This is a genomic window from Bacteroides xylanisolvens XB1A (genome assembly GCF_000210075.1).
GTDB lineage: Bacteria > Bacteroidota > Bacteroidia > Bacteroidales > Bacteroidaceae > Bacteroides > Bacteroides xylanisolvens.
In genome coordinates, this window is record NC_021017.1 from 430,676 (window position 1) to 445,066 (window position 14,391).

At 41.8% G+C, this 14,391-nt stretch carries 9 protein-coding genes and 1 pseudogene; 8 read left to right on the forward strand and 2 right to left on the reverse strand.

Annotation, left to right across the window (positions count from 1 at the left end; genetic code table 11):
• From BXY_RS01770 to BXY_RS01800, 7 genes and pseudogenes are all read left to right on the forward strand, one after another.
• Positions 1-899 (forward strand): annotated as a pseudogene (locus tag BXY_RS01770) (hypothetical protein); the annotation flags it as partial.
• A gap of 3 nt (positions 900-902) precedes the next feature.
• The gene (locus tag BXY_RS01775) at positions 903-2,474 is read left to right on the forward strand and encodes an outer membrane protein assembly factor BamB family protein (protein ID WP_008775735.1); all 1,572 of its coding nucleotides are present in this window, start codon (positions 903-905) and stop codon (positions 2,472-2,474) included.
• 22 nt (positions 2,475-2,496) lie between these two features.
• Entirely contained in the window at positions 2,497-4,050 is a 1,554-nt protein-coding gene (locus tag BXY_RS01780; protein ID WP_015531070.1) for a hypothetical protein, read from the forward strand.
• 30 nt (positions 4,051-4,080) lie between these two features.
• Positions 4,081-4,998, forward strand: coding sequence for a dihydrodipicolinate synthase family protein (locus BXY_RS01785; protein ID WP_009039611.1), 918 nt, complete (start codon positions 4,081-4,083; stop codon positions 4,996-4,998).
• An 11-nt stretch (positions 4,999-5,009) separates the two neighbouring features.
• Positions 5,010-6,212 carry an AGE family epimerase/isomerase gene (locus tag BXY_RS01790; protein WP_015531071.1) on the forward strand — a complete coding sequence of 401 codons (1,203 nt, stop codon included), beginning with the start codon at positions 5,010-5,012 and terminating at the stop codon, positions 6,210-6,212.
• Positions 6,209-6,655 (forward strand): YhcH/YjgK/YiaL family protein, encoded by a 447-nt coding sequence (locus BXY_RS01795; RefSeq protein WP_004296059.1) that lies wholly within the window; start codon positions 6,209-6,211, stop codon positions 6,653-6,655. The genes BXY_RS01790 and BXY_RS01795 overlap by 4 nt, the downstream gene beginning before the upstream one ends.
• Before the next feature lie 36 nt (positions 6,656-6,691).
• Complete coding sequence (locus tag BXY_RS01800) at positions 6,692-7,927, forward strand: MFS transporter (RefSeq protein WP_004296058.1); 1,236 nt, start codon at positions 6,692-6,694, stop codon at positions 7,925-7,927.
• Positions 7,928-8,371: 444 nt separating this feature from the next.
• Here BXY_RS01800 and BXY_RS01805 read toward each other — a convergent pair whose 3' ends face one another.
• The gene (locus BXY_RS01805; RefSeq protein WP_008640335.1) at positions 8,372-8,902 is read right to left on the reverse strand and encodes a GNAT family N-acetyltransferase; all 531 of its coding nucleotides are present in this window, start codon (positions 8,900-8,902) and stop codon (positions 8,372-8,374) included.
• Between the two features lie 114 nt (positions 8,903-9,016).
• A complete protein-coding gene (locus tag BXY_RS01810) occupies positions 9,017-11,449 on the reverse strand; it encodes a sensor histidine kinase (protein WP_015531072.1) in 2,433 nt (810 codons plus the stop codon).
• A 219-nt stretch (positions 11,450-11,668) separates the two neighbouring features.
• Between BXY_RS01810 and BXY_RS01815 the strand changes: the two genes are divergently transcribed.
• The gene (locus BXY_RS01815; RefSeq protein ID WP_015531073.1) at positions 11,669-14,368 is read left to right on the forward strand and encodes an alpha-d-galacturonidase; all 2,700 of its coding nucleotides are present in this window, start codon (positions 11,669-11,671) and stop codon (positions 14,366-14,368) included.
• The last annotated feature ends 23 nt before the right edge of the window (positions 14,369-14,391 follow it).

A 14,391-nucleotide genomic window follows, 5' to 3' on the forward strand; every position in this document is an offset into this window, starting at 1 on the left:
ATAGTATGCGGCATAATGTTCGGGTGGATGCGAATAAGCTGGTACGTGCGAGGGATTATAATGAAAACACCGATCCGGAAGCCGGAACAAAGAAAGCGGAAGCATTATTGAGTGCATTCTGGTTTGGTCCGTGGGCTAATGAGCAACACCATACAGACTATCCGAATATAGCGCCTGCGATATATAATCAGGATGCCACGCCTTATGAAAGCATTATGCTGGGATTCTTCTCCGTTTGGCAAGGGCCGGAAAATGATGTTTGTGCTTCGGACAACGTAATCAAGAGAAATCAAGTTATGGTAGGATATAGCCGTGACGGTTACAGTTGGTTCCGTGAGGATATGAATCCTTTCCATGCCGTAAATACGACCACCTCGGACGCATGGAATCAAGGTAACCTGCAATCCGTAGCCGGAGCACCGTTAATAGTAGGTGACAAACTCTATTTCTATCTGAGCGGTCGTCGTTTGAGAGGCACTCAAGAGATTACCACTACCGGGCTTGCCATGCTTCGTCGCGATGGATTTGCATCTATGAAAGGAACAGGAGAGTTGCAAACTTCCTTACTGAAATTTGACGGTTCGTACTTCTTTGTCAATGCCAATGTCACGGGAGAAATGAAAGTGGAACTTTTAGATCCCAATAATAAAGTAATCGAAGGATTCTCAAAAGATGAGTGCAAAGCCTTTAAAGGGGATAATGTAAAAGCGAAGATAGAATGGACAGGCAACGCTTCATTAGCCTCTTTGAAGAACAAACAACTGAAAGTGAAATTCTATATTGATAACGGTGAAATATTTGCTTTTTGGATTTCTCCTTCTGCGAATGGAGAGAGTATGGGATACATCGCTGGCGGAGGTCCCGGGTTGAATATTTCCGGAATAGATAAAACCAATTAAAAAATGAATACTATGAACAGATTAGCTTATTTATTATCATTGATTTGTATTCTTGCATTTTCTTCTTGCGAAGAGGATAAAGTATATTATCACACTGCGGCAAAGGCAGACTTCACCATTGGTGAGAATATGTATGAACTGGGACAGACTGCTGTTTTTAAAGATGCTTCCATACCCGATGAAGGAAGCCGGATAGTAGCATGGTTATGGGAGTTTGGCGATGCAAAAAAATCCGTCTCGACGGAACAGAATCCAACTTTCGTTTATCCGTCGGACGGTACATTTACCATTAAACTGACGGTGACTGATGATAACGGCTTGAGCGCCACAGCTAAGAAGGACCTTACCATCTTAGACCCGGCTAAAGCAATCAATGTAATGTGGCAGAAAGAAATGGGCGGACCTATTGAAAGTACAGTCTCACCCGCATTGTCGGCTGACGGTAAAACGGTTTATATGATTACCGACCAGACTTCCACAGGAGCATTTGACGTGAAACTTTATGCTTATGATACAGAAAACGGAACACAGAAATGGGCATTTGACGTAACTGCCAATATGAATGAACTGAATCCGGGCGGAGGGGCAAGTATGGTATATGCAAGTCCGGCAGTAGGACCGAATGGAGATGTGTATATTGTGGTTCGTGATTTGAAGCCAGCTACTGCTGAACACCCCCGTGCTTTGTTTTTATTTGCTGTAGGAAGTAATGGTAGCAGAAAATGGGCATACAAAGCTGCCGATTCTAATTTGTATGCTGTCACTCCGGCTATTGATGCATCCGGTAATATTTACTTCGGACATAGAGGAAAGAAAATAATCGTATTAAGTCCTGCCGGTGATATAGTCAAAGAAATAGCTTTAGATGTAGAAGTGTTGTCCGGTATGTCTCTGTCCAAAGACGGAACTGTCTATTTCGGCTCTTCCAAGAATACGGGATATTTCGGTTATGATTTTGCTACCGGTACTCAAAAGTTTGTCTATCAGAAAGATTTGGGTGGTACAGCATTGAAAGGAAATTCTTATACGATAGGAGCGGATGGAACCATTTATACCATAGCCGAACTGACATCAGGTGGCGCTATCATAGCTCTGAATCCTGACGGAACGGAAAAATGGGTGTACAAGACTCCGGGAGCCATTGTCAACGGTGGTGTTGTGATTGGTACGGATGGAACGCTTTATGCCAACGGTGGAAATGCTGTTGCCGGTGAAGCTTCGGCAGGTGTTTTCGCTTTGAATTCGGACGGTTCTTTAAAATGGCATTATGCTACAACGGAGGACGTTAACAACTGCGTACCAATCATCGATAACAGAGGATATATCCATATCATCTCGAACAAAGCCGTCTATTATATAGTGAAACAAGACGGTAGTTTACTTGCATCCGCAGAGTTAGGCGTTAAATGTACTTCCAGTCCGGTAATGGATTCAAGAGGATATTTATATGTCGGCATTGAAGCTGTTGCAGGTGCATCTGATATGGTATGTATCTCATCTGGAGCTACTTCCTATGCGAACTCTGGATGGCCGATGAAAGGCCAGAATCCGCAACGGACAGGTTTGCAAAAGTAAGTAGTTTAAAATGTCGACGATTATGAAGAAATATTCTTTATTGGCAGTTTTCTTATTATTAATGTGCAATGTTTCGGTATGCGGGCAAACAGGACGTATCCTTTTTGTGGATACAACATTCATTGAGAAAACAAATCTGCAACGAATACATCATTCGCCCATCTATTATTCTGGCAATCCTGTTTTGAAAGCTGATAAAAAATGGGAATTGAATATAAATGGCGACCCTTATGCCGCTCCATTCAGCGGTGGCGTATGGTATGATGAAGAAGAACATAAATTCAAGATGTGGTATTCTGCCGGTGGCGGAAAGTTATTAGGACTCGTCACTTGCTATGCAGAGTCGTCCGACGGGAAAGTCTGGATAAAACCGGAGCTGGACGTTGTTCCGGGAACCAATATCGTAGATACATTAGAGCATGATTGCGTTTCCGTGTTGCTTGATAAATTTGAGAAAGACCGGACGAAGCGTTATAAAATGTTTGTTGTAGAATTTAATAATCGCTTCACAGTCAGCATGAAACTCAAATATTCTTCTGACGGAATCCATTGGAGTGAGCCGAAAGCTCTTTCGGGAGAATTGTACGACCGTTGTGCGGCTTATTACGACCCGTTTCGCAAGAAATATGTCCTGTCATTGAAAACCATAAATGGAGTGTATAGGCGTTCACGCAATTATTTGGAACATGAAGATCCGGAAATGCTGGTTAGCCTGGCACATAGGATATATGACAACAAGAGTGATAAGTTTATCCGTTATTGGTTTAATGCCGATGCCGATGACCCGCGTCATCCTCAATTTCCCGAACTGCGTCCACAGATATACAATCATGAAGCAATGCCGTATGAGGGCTGTATATTAGGCTACTTCACCGTTTGGCAGGGACCGGAGAACAATGTTTGTGACAGTCTGAACATTCAAAAAAGGAATGAAGTCCTGATAGGTTGGAGCAAAGACGGTTTTCATTGGAACCGGGAAAACAAGAAACCATTTCTTCCTGTCAGTGAGGACTTTCATGCATGGAATGCAGGCAATGTACAGTCTACTGCGGGTAGCCCTCTGATAGTCGGAGACTCTCTTTATTTTTATGTCAGTGGACGCTATAACAGCAAGCCGAAACATGATTCCAATTTTGCCACAGGACTTGCGATGCTTCGTCGTGATGGTTTTGTTTCGATGCGGGCAGGAAGAAAAGAAGGATATATAGAAATAAAAACTCAGATTCCGGCAAATGGAAACTATTTGTTTGTAAATGCAGATGTGAAGGGAACTTTAGCGGTAGAAGTGTTGGATGATAACGGTCAGCCAATGGAAGGATTTACAAAGAAAGACTGCATATCAATGAAAAAATCGGATAAAACGAAACAGATGATTTCATGGGAAAAACATCCAGGCGTAACATCACTGGTGGGGAAAACAGTCCGGTTGAAGTTTTATCTGAATCAGGCGGATATCTATGCATTTTGGATTTCGGCATGGCAAACAGGCGAAAGTGGTGGATATACCGGCGGTGGAGGACCGGGACTATCAGACGAGGGTATAGATACCCCCATGGATAAATTGAAAAATAACTAAATATATTAAACTTAAAAAAGAAACTGTATTATGGAAAAGATTATAGGATTAATCAATGCTCCTTTTACTCCGTTTTATGAAAATGGAGAAGTAAATTATGAACCAATCGAAGCCTATGCAAAGCTACTTGTAAAAAATGGCTTGAAAGGTGTTTTCATCAACGGTTCTTCTGGAGAAGGGTATATGTTGACTGATGAAGAACGAATGAAGTTGGCAGAACGTTGGATGGAAGTTGCACCGGATGGTTTTAAGGTTATTGTACACGTGGGGAGTTGCTGCGTAAAGTCAAGCCGGATGCTGGCGGAACATGCCCAGAAAATCGGAGCTTGGGGAATTGGTGCAATGGCACCTCCTTTCCCGAAAATAGGACGAATAGAAGAATTGGTAAAGTACTGCGAAGAAATCGCTGCCGGAGCACCGAAGCTGCCCTTCTATTATTATCACATTCCTGCATTCAATGGAGCATTCTTATCGATGCTTGCTTTCCTGAAAGCTGTTGAAAACCGTATTCCCAATTTTACGGGAATCAAATATACCTTCGAAAGCCTGTATGAATACAATCAATGTCGTTTGTATAAAGACGGCAAGTTCGATATGCTTCACGGGCAGGATGAAACCATTCTTCCTTGTCTCGCAATGGGAGGGGCGCAAGGCGGAATCGGCGGAACGACCAACTATAACGGTATAAACCTGGTAGGTATCATTGATGCCTGGAAAGCCGGTGAATTGGAGCAAGCCCGTGAATTGCAAAACTTCTCTCAGGAAGTGATTAACGTAATCTGCCATTTCCGTGGGAATATTGTTGGTGGCAAACGTATCATGAAGCTTATCGGACTTGATTTGGGCGGCAACCGTACTCCTTTCCAAAACATGACCGCTGACGAAGAAAAACAAATGAAAGCGGAACTGGAAGAAATCCGTTTCTTCGAACGTTGCAATAAATTCTAACAGGAGGACGTATGAAGAATATTACTGACTATATACAACAATGGGCTAATACCTATAAGGATGATATGCAGAATAATATCATGCCCTTTTGGATAAAGTATGGACTGGATAGAGTGAATGGTGGTATATATACTTGTGTAGATCGCGACGGTGCATTAATGGATAGTACAAAATCCGTTTGGTTTCAGGGGCGTTTTGCATTTACTTGTTCCTATGCCTATAATCATATAGAAAAGAATCCGGCATGGTTGCAAGCCGCAAAAAGCACACTAGACTTTATAGAGAAGTATTGCTTTGATTCGGATGGGCGTATGTATTTTGAAGTGACAGCGGACGGTCGCCCTTTACGTAAGCGCCGTTATATTTTCTCCGAGTCATTTGCAGCCATAGCGATGTCCGAATATTCGATAGCGTCGGGGGATAAGACGTATGCGGTGAAGGCACTCGAACTGTTCAAACGTATGCAATATTTCCTGCAAACTCCCGGACTGCTTGCTCCCAAATATACAGATACGCTCCCCATGAAAGGACATTCCATCACCATGATATTGATAAACGTAGCTTCCCGAATCAGGGAAGCTATTCAAGACGAATGTCTGACACGGCAGATTGACGAGTCCATTAGCTGTCTGGAAAAAGATTTCCTACATCCGGAGTTCAAGGCATTATTGGAAACCGTAGGACCGAACGGAGAATTTATAGACTCCAATATGGGGCGTACCATCAATCCGGGGCATTGTATCGAAACAGCTTGGTTTTTGCTGGAAGAATCCAAGCTCCGGGGAAGGGATCAAAACATAAAAGAACTGGGGCTGAAGATTCTGGACTGGTCATGGGAGTGGGGCTGGGATAAAGAATTCGGCGGTATTATCAATTTCAAAGATTGCAGGAATCTTCCTTCGCAGGACTATGCGCAGGATATGAAATTCTGGTGGCCGCAAACAGAAGCAATTATCGCTACCTTGTATGCCTATCTGATGACGAAAGAAGAGAAATACCTGAAGATGCATCAACAAATCAGCGAGTGGACATATACACATTTCCCAGACAAAGAATACGGAGAGTGGTATGGCTATCTGCATCGGGATGGAACGGTCGCCCAGCTGGCAAAAGGAAATTTGTTTAAAGGACCTTTTCATATCCCTCGCATGATGACAAAAGGATATATGCTTTGTGAGGAAATAATGTCTGAAATAAAAAAAGAAATAAGATGATTGTATCCAATTTACAAAATAGCCAACGGGTGGAGAAACTTCACCCGTTGTTCAAACAGCTTTTCGATTATGTGAAGTCGCACGATCTGTTGCACGAGGAACTGGGAACTATCAGACTGGATGGTGATAATCTGATTGTCAATAATATCTATCCCGAATGTATTCCTGAAGGAAAGCGTTTATTAGAACTACATCACGATTATATTGATGTGCATATATTGCTTGAAGGCAAAGAAACCATTGGCTGGAAAGCCTTGGAAGAATTAAAAGTGGAAAGGCAAGCTTATGATAAAAAGAGTGATTGTGCCCTATATGGTGACGTTCCTACTACTTTCATCAATCTCTTGCCCGGACAATTCGTCATTGTATATCCGGAGGACCCCCATGCTCCGGCTATCGGTAAAGGCTGGATACGCAAACTGATAGCTAAAGTAAAAGTCTAAGTAAACAGTCTCAAAAATCTTTTAAATACAACTACCATGAAAAATAAAAATATTTATCCATGGGTAGTGGTTGCGTTACTTTGGGTAGTAGCGTTGCTCAACTACATGGATAGACAGATGCTTTCTACAATGCAGGAAGCAATGAAAATAGATATTGTAGAGCTGACGAAGGCAGAAGCTTTCGGTGCATTAATGGCAGTCTTTCTTTGGATTTACGGCTTTATGAGCCCGGTTGCCGGAATTATTGCAGACAGGCTTAGTCGTAAATGGTTAATCGTCGGAAGCTTGTTTGTTTGGTCGGCTGTAACATTCCTGATGGGATATGCCACGACGTTTGAGCAATTATATGGTTTGCGTGCAGTGATGGGGATTAGTGAAGCATTGTATATTCCTTCCGCTCTGTCCTTGATAGCGGATTGGCATCAGGACAAATCACGCTCATTGGCAATTGGAGTTCACATGACCGGACTGTATGTCGGTCAGGCAATCGGTGGGTTTGGAGCTACGGCAGCCGCTGCATTTTCCTGGCAGAGCACTTTTCACTGGTTTGGCATTGTAGGTATTGCTTATTCTGTGGTTCTTATCTTTTTCCTGCATGAGAATCCTGTCCGAATGAAAATAGAAAAAGTTGTTGCTAATGGCATTAGCAAGGGGAATTCAATTGGAAAAGGGCTATTACTGTTATTTTCAAATATTTCTTTTTGGGTGATATTATTTTATTTTGCGGCTCCAAGTTTACCGGGGTGGGCTACAAAAAACTGGTTACCAACGCTATTTGCGGAAAATCTGGATATTCCGATGTCACAGGCAGGGCCAATATCTACGATTACCATTGCTCTATCTTCATTTGTCGGAGTAATATTGGGAGGATTCTTGTCGGATAGATGGGTGCTGAAGAATATCCGCGGACGTGTCTATACAGGGGCAATTGGATTGGGGATGACCATCCCCGCACTGTTATTGCTAGGTTTCGGACATGGTTTCATTAGTGTAATAGGTGCAGGATTGTTATTCGGCATCGGTTTTGGTATTTTCGATGCCAACAATATGCCTATTCTATGCCAGTTCGTTTCTGCTAAATATAGAGGGACGGCATATGGTATTATGAACATGACAGGAGTTTTTGCAGGAGCTGCAGTAACTCAATTATTGGGAAAATGGACGGACGGTGGAAGTCTGGGCGAAGGATTTGCTATGCTTAGTATTGTCGTTGCACTTGCATTAGGACTACAAATCTACTTTTTAAGACCTAAAACGGATAATATGGAGTAATACAATGATGGTTATAGTTTGGGTTGTTATGAGTAATAAGAAGAAAAGAATATTAGTGTAAAGCTCATTTATTATCTCAAATGTATAGATATATTTGTGAATATTGCATTCGTACTATTCTTACTCTTAAACTGTTTTCTTTTTATTATACAGGATGCTAATAAACTCAATTTGCATTTTTAATAAATAATGAAACAGTTTATTATAAACGGGTCTTACATTTATAATAAACGATATTCGGGATAATTCACTAAGTAGGCACGAATATATTAAACAAAATGGGGTGAAATCTATGTAGATTCCACCCCATTTCTATTCTTTCAGACACATATTTATGTTTCTGTAAATTCTCTTTATGTCTTTATTTTTGTATATATCATATCTGTTGTCTGCTAATTGGTTACTGCAAATATACAAAATAAAAAGGGCAAAGTCAATAGCATTTTAAAATTTGATGTGATACAACACATGCCTGCACAACGGATGTTCACCAGGGACAAGCGGATGATCGAATTCCCTCACTCGTTCCATTCCTATTTTCTGCATTACACGTTCTGACCGTTGGTTGAGAAAGGAAGTAAAAGAAAAGAGTTCTTTTATATCCGTTTTATTGCGCGTATACTCCAAGCATGCATTTGCAGCTTCAGGAGCATAACCCTGTCCCCAATATTCGTGTGCTAACCGCCAGCCTATTTCTATGCCCGGAGCAAAGTCAACATCAAATGTAATCTGATGTAGTCCGGTATAGCCCATAAAAGCATGATCTTCTTTTCGTTCTACGGCATACAAACCGAAGCCACAGGTTTGGAACTCATTTTGAATACGCTGATAAAAGGCAAATGATTCTTCCGATGACAATGAATTAAGAAAAAACTCCATCACATTCGGATCGGCATTCATACGGGCAAAAAACGGGATGTCTTCTTCTTTCCAGTCGCGGAGAATCAGACGGGGTGTTTCTATATACTTTTGCATAACTATGATAATAATAAAATGCAAAGGTACAATTCTTTTTCCTTATTGGAAGTTATTCGTTATTATAAGTATTAACCATCATTCATTGAATACCCCCTTTCACATATAGTCAGTCTAGTCAGCAGCGTGATACGGATGTGTAAACCAGAAGCAGGAGCCTACTCCTTCGGTCGAATCCACGCCAATTTCTCCTCCCATTTGGGAAACAATGCTCTTACAGATAGAAAGTCCCAGTCCTGTACCCTGAACAAAAGTATTCAGCTTCACAAAACGTTCAAATACGCTCTTTTGCTTTTCTTCCGGTATTCCCATTCCGGTGTCGCGCACATAGAATTTTATTTTCTGATGGGGTACTTGTTCATATCCCAGGGTGATACTGCCTTGTTGGGTGAACTTTAACGCGTTATTTATAAAGTTACTGATTACTTGGGTGAATCTGTTTTTATCCGTATAGATATAACATTCCGGGAATGGTTCCTCTAAAATCAGTTCAACACCTTTACCCACTTTCATACCCATTGATTTGATAATTTCAGAACAAGTCTCGTTTACATCCACATTGGTATATACAAAATTGAATGTTCCCGCTTCGATTTTCGAAAGATCGAGAATGTCCGATATCAGTTGTAAGAGAAGTTCATTATTCTCTTGCACAATCTTGATATATTCCTGCCGTTCGCTTCTGCTATCCGTTTCTGCCAGAAGACTGGAAAAGCCGACAATAGCATTGAGAGGAGTACGGATCTCATGGCTCATGTTAGCCAGGAAAGCCGATTTCAGACGATCCAGTTCTTCCGCTTTATCGCGGGCAATAATCAATTTCTGTTCAGTTTCTTTCAAAGGCGTGATGTCATAATTGATACACAACATCTCAATAATGCCGTCTTGCGGACGATAATCTCTGACCACTACGTTAATGCTGGTCCATGTATATTTACCATTCTCCCTGCATACACGAACTTCTTTACGCAAACTGGTTGCCTTTCCCGTTTTCACTTCACCTACAAAGTTTTTCAGAACAGCCTGATCTTCAGGAACCACATGTGCATATACTCCGATAACCTGTGGCATGGGAATACCTTCTTTCTCTCCCAAATTCCTGTACCATGTATCTTGGGCATATCCGTCTCTTGTCAATACATTGAAATGAGCAAATCCTACCTTGGCGTAATCACCGATGAGAAGAAACAGATTCTCAAACTCCTGTATCTTGGTGTATGCATTGGTCGTTTCCGTCGTATCTATATTGATAAACAGATAGTTGATAAATCGATTTTGAGAATCATAGAGAGCAGTAACTTTAGTGTTAAGATTAATAATCCCATTTCTCCGGCTATCTACATATTGATTTATTTTGGAGAAATCATAATTGATGGAGAAATTTACATCTTCTTTCGCTCTCAATCTCTCTTTAACCTCTGAAGGAATATTGGGATTATCGAACAGATTAACTCCCAATGCCTCATTCTTGTCAGACAAGCCGAATATTTCAAGCTCTTTATCATTAATATCTACCAGATAACCGTCTTTGTCGTAAAGTTCGACGCCTGCCGGAAGATTCTTATAGATGTTTCTCAATATCTTCTCGCTGTTGTCCAAAGCTAGACGATCTTCTTTGGCTTGTAACTCCGACTTTCGCAATTCGATGCAAATACTGATAATATTAGCAAGGGAGGAGAAGCATTGATAATCCACATTGCTCCAGCTACGCTGCGTTCTTACCATATCAATTCCCATATAGCCCCATACCTCTTCTTTAGAGATTAGCGGAACTACCATCAGTGACTTGATATCCTGCATCTCCAACGTCTGACGATATTCCGCAGCTTCTTCGGGCATATCGTCCAGCGTGTTCAGTATGATAGCCCTTCTTTCAGCTATCTGATGATTCCACCAGGTAGAAGGGTCCCAGGGAATATTGCTCAAGAACTCCTGTTCCTTGGATATTCCTTCGGCGGTAACCTCATAAGTGCAATCCTGGCGTTGTTCTTTTCTGTTTATTTCGAAGATATAGATACGATCGCCCAAAAATTGGTGAAGAAGATCTCCTAATGTCTTGTTAACCACTTGAGCGACATCATCACATTGCAGAAAAGCAAGCAATGAATATGAAATATTAGTTTGTTGGTAAAGCAAATTGCTCACTTGAAAGAAATCAATGTTTCCATTCGTAGTATCGATCGGTCTGTCAATATATTGCAGAAAGCCTGTCATGTTCCTATATCCCTCTTTATCGGGCTTTTGGAAATTAATCTTAGAGTACACCCATATTTCCCCGTCTTTTGCCCGGATTGGGAACATTTGTTCGTATGTCTCCAGATAAGAAAGAGACATATATTCATTTTTAAGACGCAGTCGGTGGTCTTCACGTATTCTTTGGTGGAATTCGGTGAAACTGATGCGGTTACTTTCAAGGCCGAGTAAGTCAACAATAAAGTCAGAGCAGATATATTCTTTATTCTTCAAATCTGACTCCCACCATCCCATTTTGGCCATCTGTGCTATCTGAACGTATTTTTCATAGTCATAATTTGTTTGTTCTTTCATATTGTTTGCTCTTGTTTTCTGTTTTATATTATAAGACACTAGCCGGCAAAGATAAGCATAACTTTTAAATAATGAGGTGTTTGCATATCACAGCAGGATGAAAGTGGAAATTTGGTGCTGAAAAGTGGAAAAAGAGACGAATGAGTACAAACAGGGGATTATTTCGTCTTTCTCTTAGTGAAGAAATGAATTATATAATCTATAATATATATCAGAAGAATGAAAAATACCAGATTATTCATGTTTGCGGCATGCACACTTTTTTTGGCAGCGTGTGGCAGGCAAACCGTGAAGATTATGACTCCGCCGGATGCGTCAAATCGTGTTCTGTTTGGTGCGGAGCAGTTACAGACTACCTTGGATAAAGCCGGTTATCAGGTAATGATGCAACAGGGAGACACGACATTCTCCGATCCCGAAATCAAAACGATTCTGTTGACGGAAGTAAATGACACGACGCTCAAGAAAGAAGGTTTTCATATTTCGACGACGGGCAATCTGACCAAAGTGTCCGGCAGGGATGGGAGTGGTGTCATTTACGGATGCCGTGAACTGATTGACCGTGTGAATGATTCGGATGGTAAGTTGAACTTCCCGGAGGAACTGAAAGACGGTCCTGAAATGGTATTGCGTGGTGCATGTGTAGGATTACAGAAGATGACCTATCTGCCGGGGCATGGTGTGTACGAATATCCGTATACGCCGGAAAGTTTCCCCTGGTTTTATGATAAAGAGCAGTGGATTAAATACTTGGATATGCTGGTTGCCAACCGCATGAATTCACTGTACCTTTGGAATGGCCATCCGTTTGCGTCATTGGTGAAACTGGAAGATTATCCGTTTGCGCTGGAAGTAGATGAAGAAACATTCAAAATGAATGAAGAAATGTTCTCTTTCCTCACGGAAGAAGCGGACAAGCGCGGTATCTTTGTCATACAGATGTTTTATAATATCATTCTTTCCAAACCTTTTGCAGAGCATTACGGACTGAAAACACAGGACCGTAACCGTCCTATTACTCCTCTGATTGCCGATTATACACGCAAGAGTATTGCCGCTTTCATTGAAAAGTATCCCAATGTAGGATTACTTGTTTGTCTGGGTGAAGCGATGTGTACAGTGGAGGACGATGTGGAATGGTTTACTAAAACAATTATTCCGGGAGTGAAAGACGGATTACAGGCATTGGGACGTACGGATGAACCGCCTCTTTTGTTGCGTGCGCACGACACGGACTGCAAACTGGTGATGGACGCTGCCTTGCCGCTCTATAAGAATCTTTATACGATGCATAAGTATAATGGTGAATCATTGACTACCTACGAACCTCGTGGTCCCTGGTCGAAAATTCATACGGATTTGAGTTCGTTGGGTTCCATTCATATCAGTAACGTACATATCCTGGCAAATTTGGAACCGTTCCGCTGGGGTTCTCCGGATTTCGTACAAAAGGCGGTCACTGCCATGCACAATGTACACGGTGCCAATGCGTTGCACCTTTATCCGCAGGCTTCATATTGGGACTGGCCTTATACGGCTGACAAACTACCGAACAATGAACGTGAATTCCAGTTGGATCGTGATTGGATCTGGTATCAGACTTGGGGACGCTATGCGTGGAACTGCCATCGCAACCGTACAGATGAAATGGGTTACTGGGACCATCAGTTAGGCAAATTCTACGGAACCTCTGACGAAAATGCAAGTAATATCCGTGTAGCATACGAAGAAAGCGGAGAGATCGCTCCGAAGTTGTTACGTCGTTTCGGTATCACAGAGGGAAATCGCCAAACGTTATTACTGGGTATGTTTATGAGTCAGCTTGTCAATCCGTACAAATATACGATCTATCCGGGATTCTATGAAAGTTGCGGACCGGAAGGGGAGAAGCTGATAGAGTATGTAGAGAAAGAATGGAAAAAGCAATCTCATGTGGGTGAAATGCCTTTGGATATTGTTGCTCAAGTAATAGAACATGGAGATAAAGCAGTAGCGGCTATTGATAAAGCAGCTGGTTCCGTCTCTTCAAATAAAGATGAATTCGCACGTTTGCAGAATGATATGCATTGTTATCGTGAATTTGCGTATGCGTTCAACCTGAAAGTGAAAGCTGCCAAATTGGTATTGGATTATCAATGGGGAAAAGAGATTAAGAATCTTGAAGAAGCTATTCCTTTGATGGAACAAAGCCTGGAACACTATCGCAAATTGGTGGAACTGACGGACGAACATTACTTGTATGCCAACAGTATGCAGACTGCCCAACGTCGTATTCCTATTGGTGGAGATGATGGAAAGAATAAGACTTGGAAAGAATTGCTGGTACACTACGAGAAGGAATTGGAGAATTTCAAAGCCAACCTCGCTTTGTTGAAAGAAAAACAGAATGGAAATGCGGTGACTGAAACTGTCGAGATTGCTGCCTGGACTCCTGCAAACGTGAAACTGATCTCTAATTATCCGACAGTGAAAGTGGATGAGGGTATTTCTTTATTTGTGGATGTCCCAGGTAAGATAGAAGCAGTAGCTCCGGAATTGAAAGGAATGAAGGCGCTCCGCTTCAATGGAAATGAGCAGAGAGAGAAAGGCACAAGCATCACTTTCGAAACGGATGCTCCGGTGAAATTGTTAGTCGCTTATTTCAAAGACGACCAGAAAAAATATGCAAAAGCTCCGAAACTGGAAATCGATGCGTCAGCCAATGACTACGGTCAGGCGGAACCCGTGTTGACGAATGCTGTCCGTATCAACGGAATGCCTTTGGCAAATGTGCATGCATATAGTTTTCCGGCTGGAAAGCATACATTGATGTTACCCAAAGGTTATCTGCAAGTGTTAGGATTCACGGCTGCGGAAACGAAAGTTCGTAATGCCGGGCTTGCCGGGGATGAAGAGACAATGGATTGGTTGTTTTATTAATGGGAATTTAGCAGTTAAATGGG

Coding starts and splice junctions, on each gene's coding strand:
- BXY_RS01775 (WP_008775735.1), top strand. CDS start 903: ATGAATACTATGAACAGATTAGCTTATTTATTATCATTGATTTGTATT.
- BXY_RS01780 (WP_015531070.1), top strand. CDS start 2,497: ATGAAGAAATATTCTTTATTGGCAGTTTTCTTATTATTAATGTGCAAT.
- BXY_RS01785 (WP_009039611.1), top strand. CDS start 4,081: ATGGAAAAGATTATAGGATTAATCAATGCTCCTTTTACTCCGTTTTAT.
- BXY_RS01790 (WP_015531071.1), top strand. CDS start 5,010: ATGAAGAATATTACTGACTATATACAACAATGGGCTAATACCTATAAG.
- BXY_RS01795 (WP_004296059.1), top strand. CDS start 6,209: ATGATTGTATCCAATTTACAAAATAGCCAACGGGTGGAGAAACTTCAC.
- BXY_RS01800 (WP_004296058.1), top strand. CDS start 6,692: ATGAAAAATAAAAATATTTATCCATGGGTAGTGGTTGCGTTACTTTGG.
- BXY_RS01805 (WP_008640335.1), bottom strand. CDS start 8,902: ATGCAAAAGTATATAGAAACACCCCGTCTGATTCTCCGCGACTGGAAA.
- BXY_RS01810 (WP_015531072.1), bottom strand. CDS start 11,449: ATGAAAGAACAAACAAATTATGACTATGAAAAATACGTTCAGATAGCA.
- BXY_RS01815 (WP_015531073.1), top strand. CDS start 11,669: ATGAAAAATACCAGATTATTCATGTTTGCGGCATGCACACTTTTTTTG.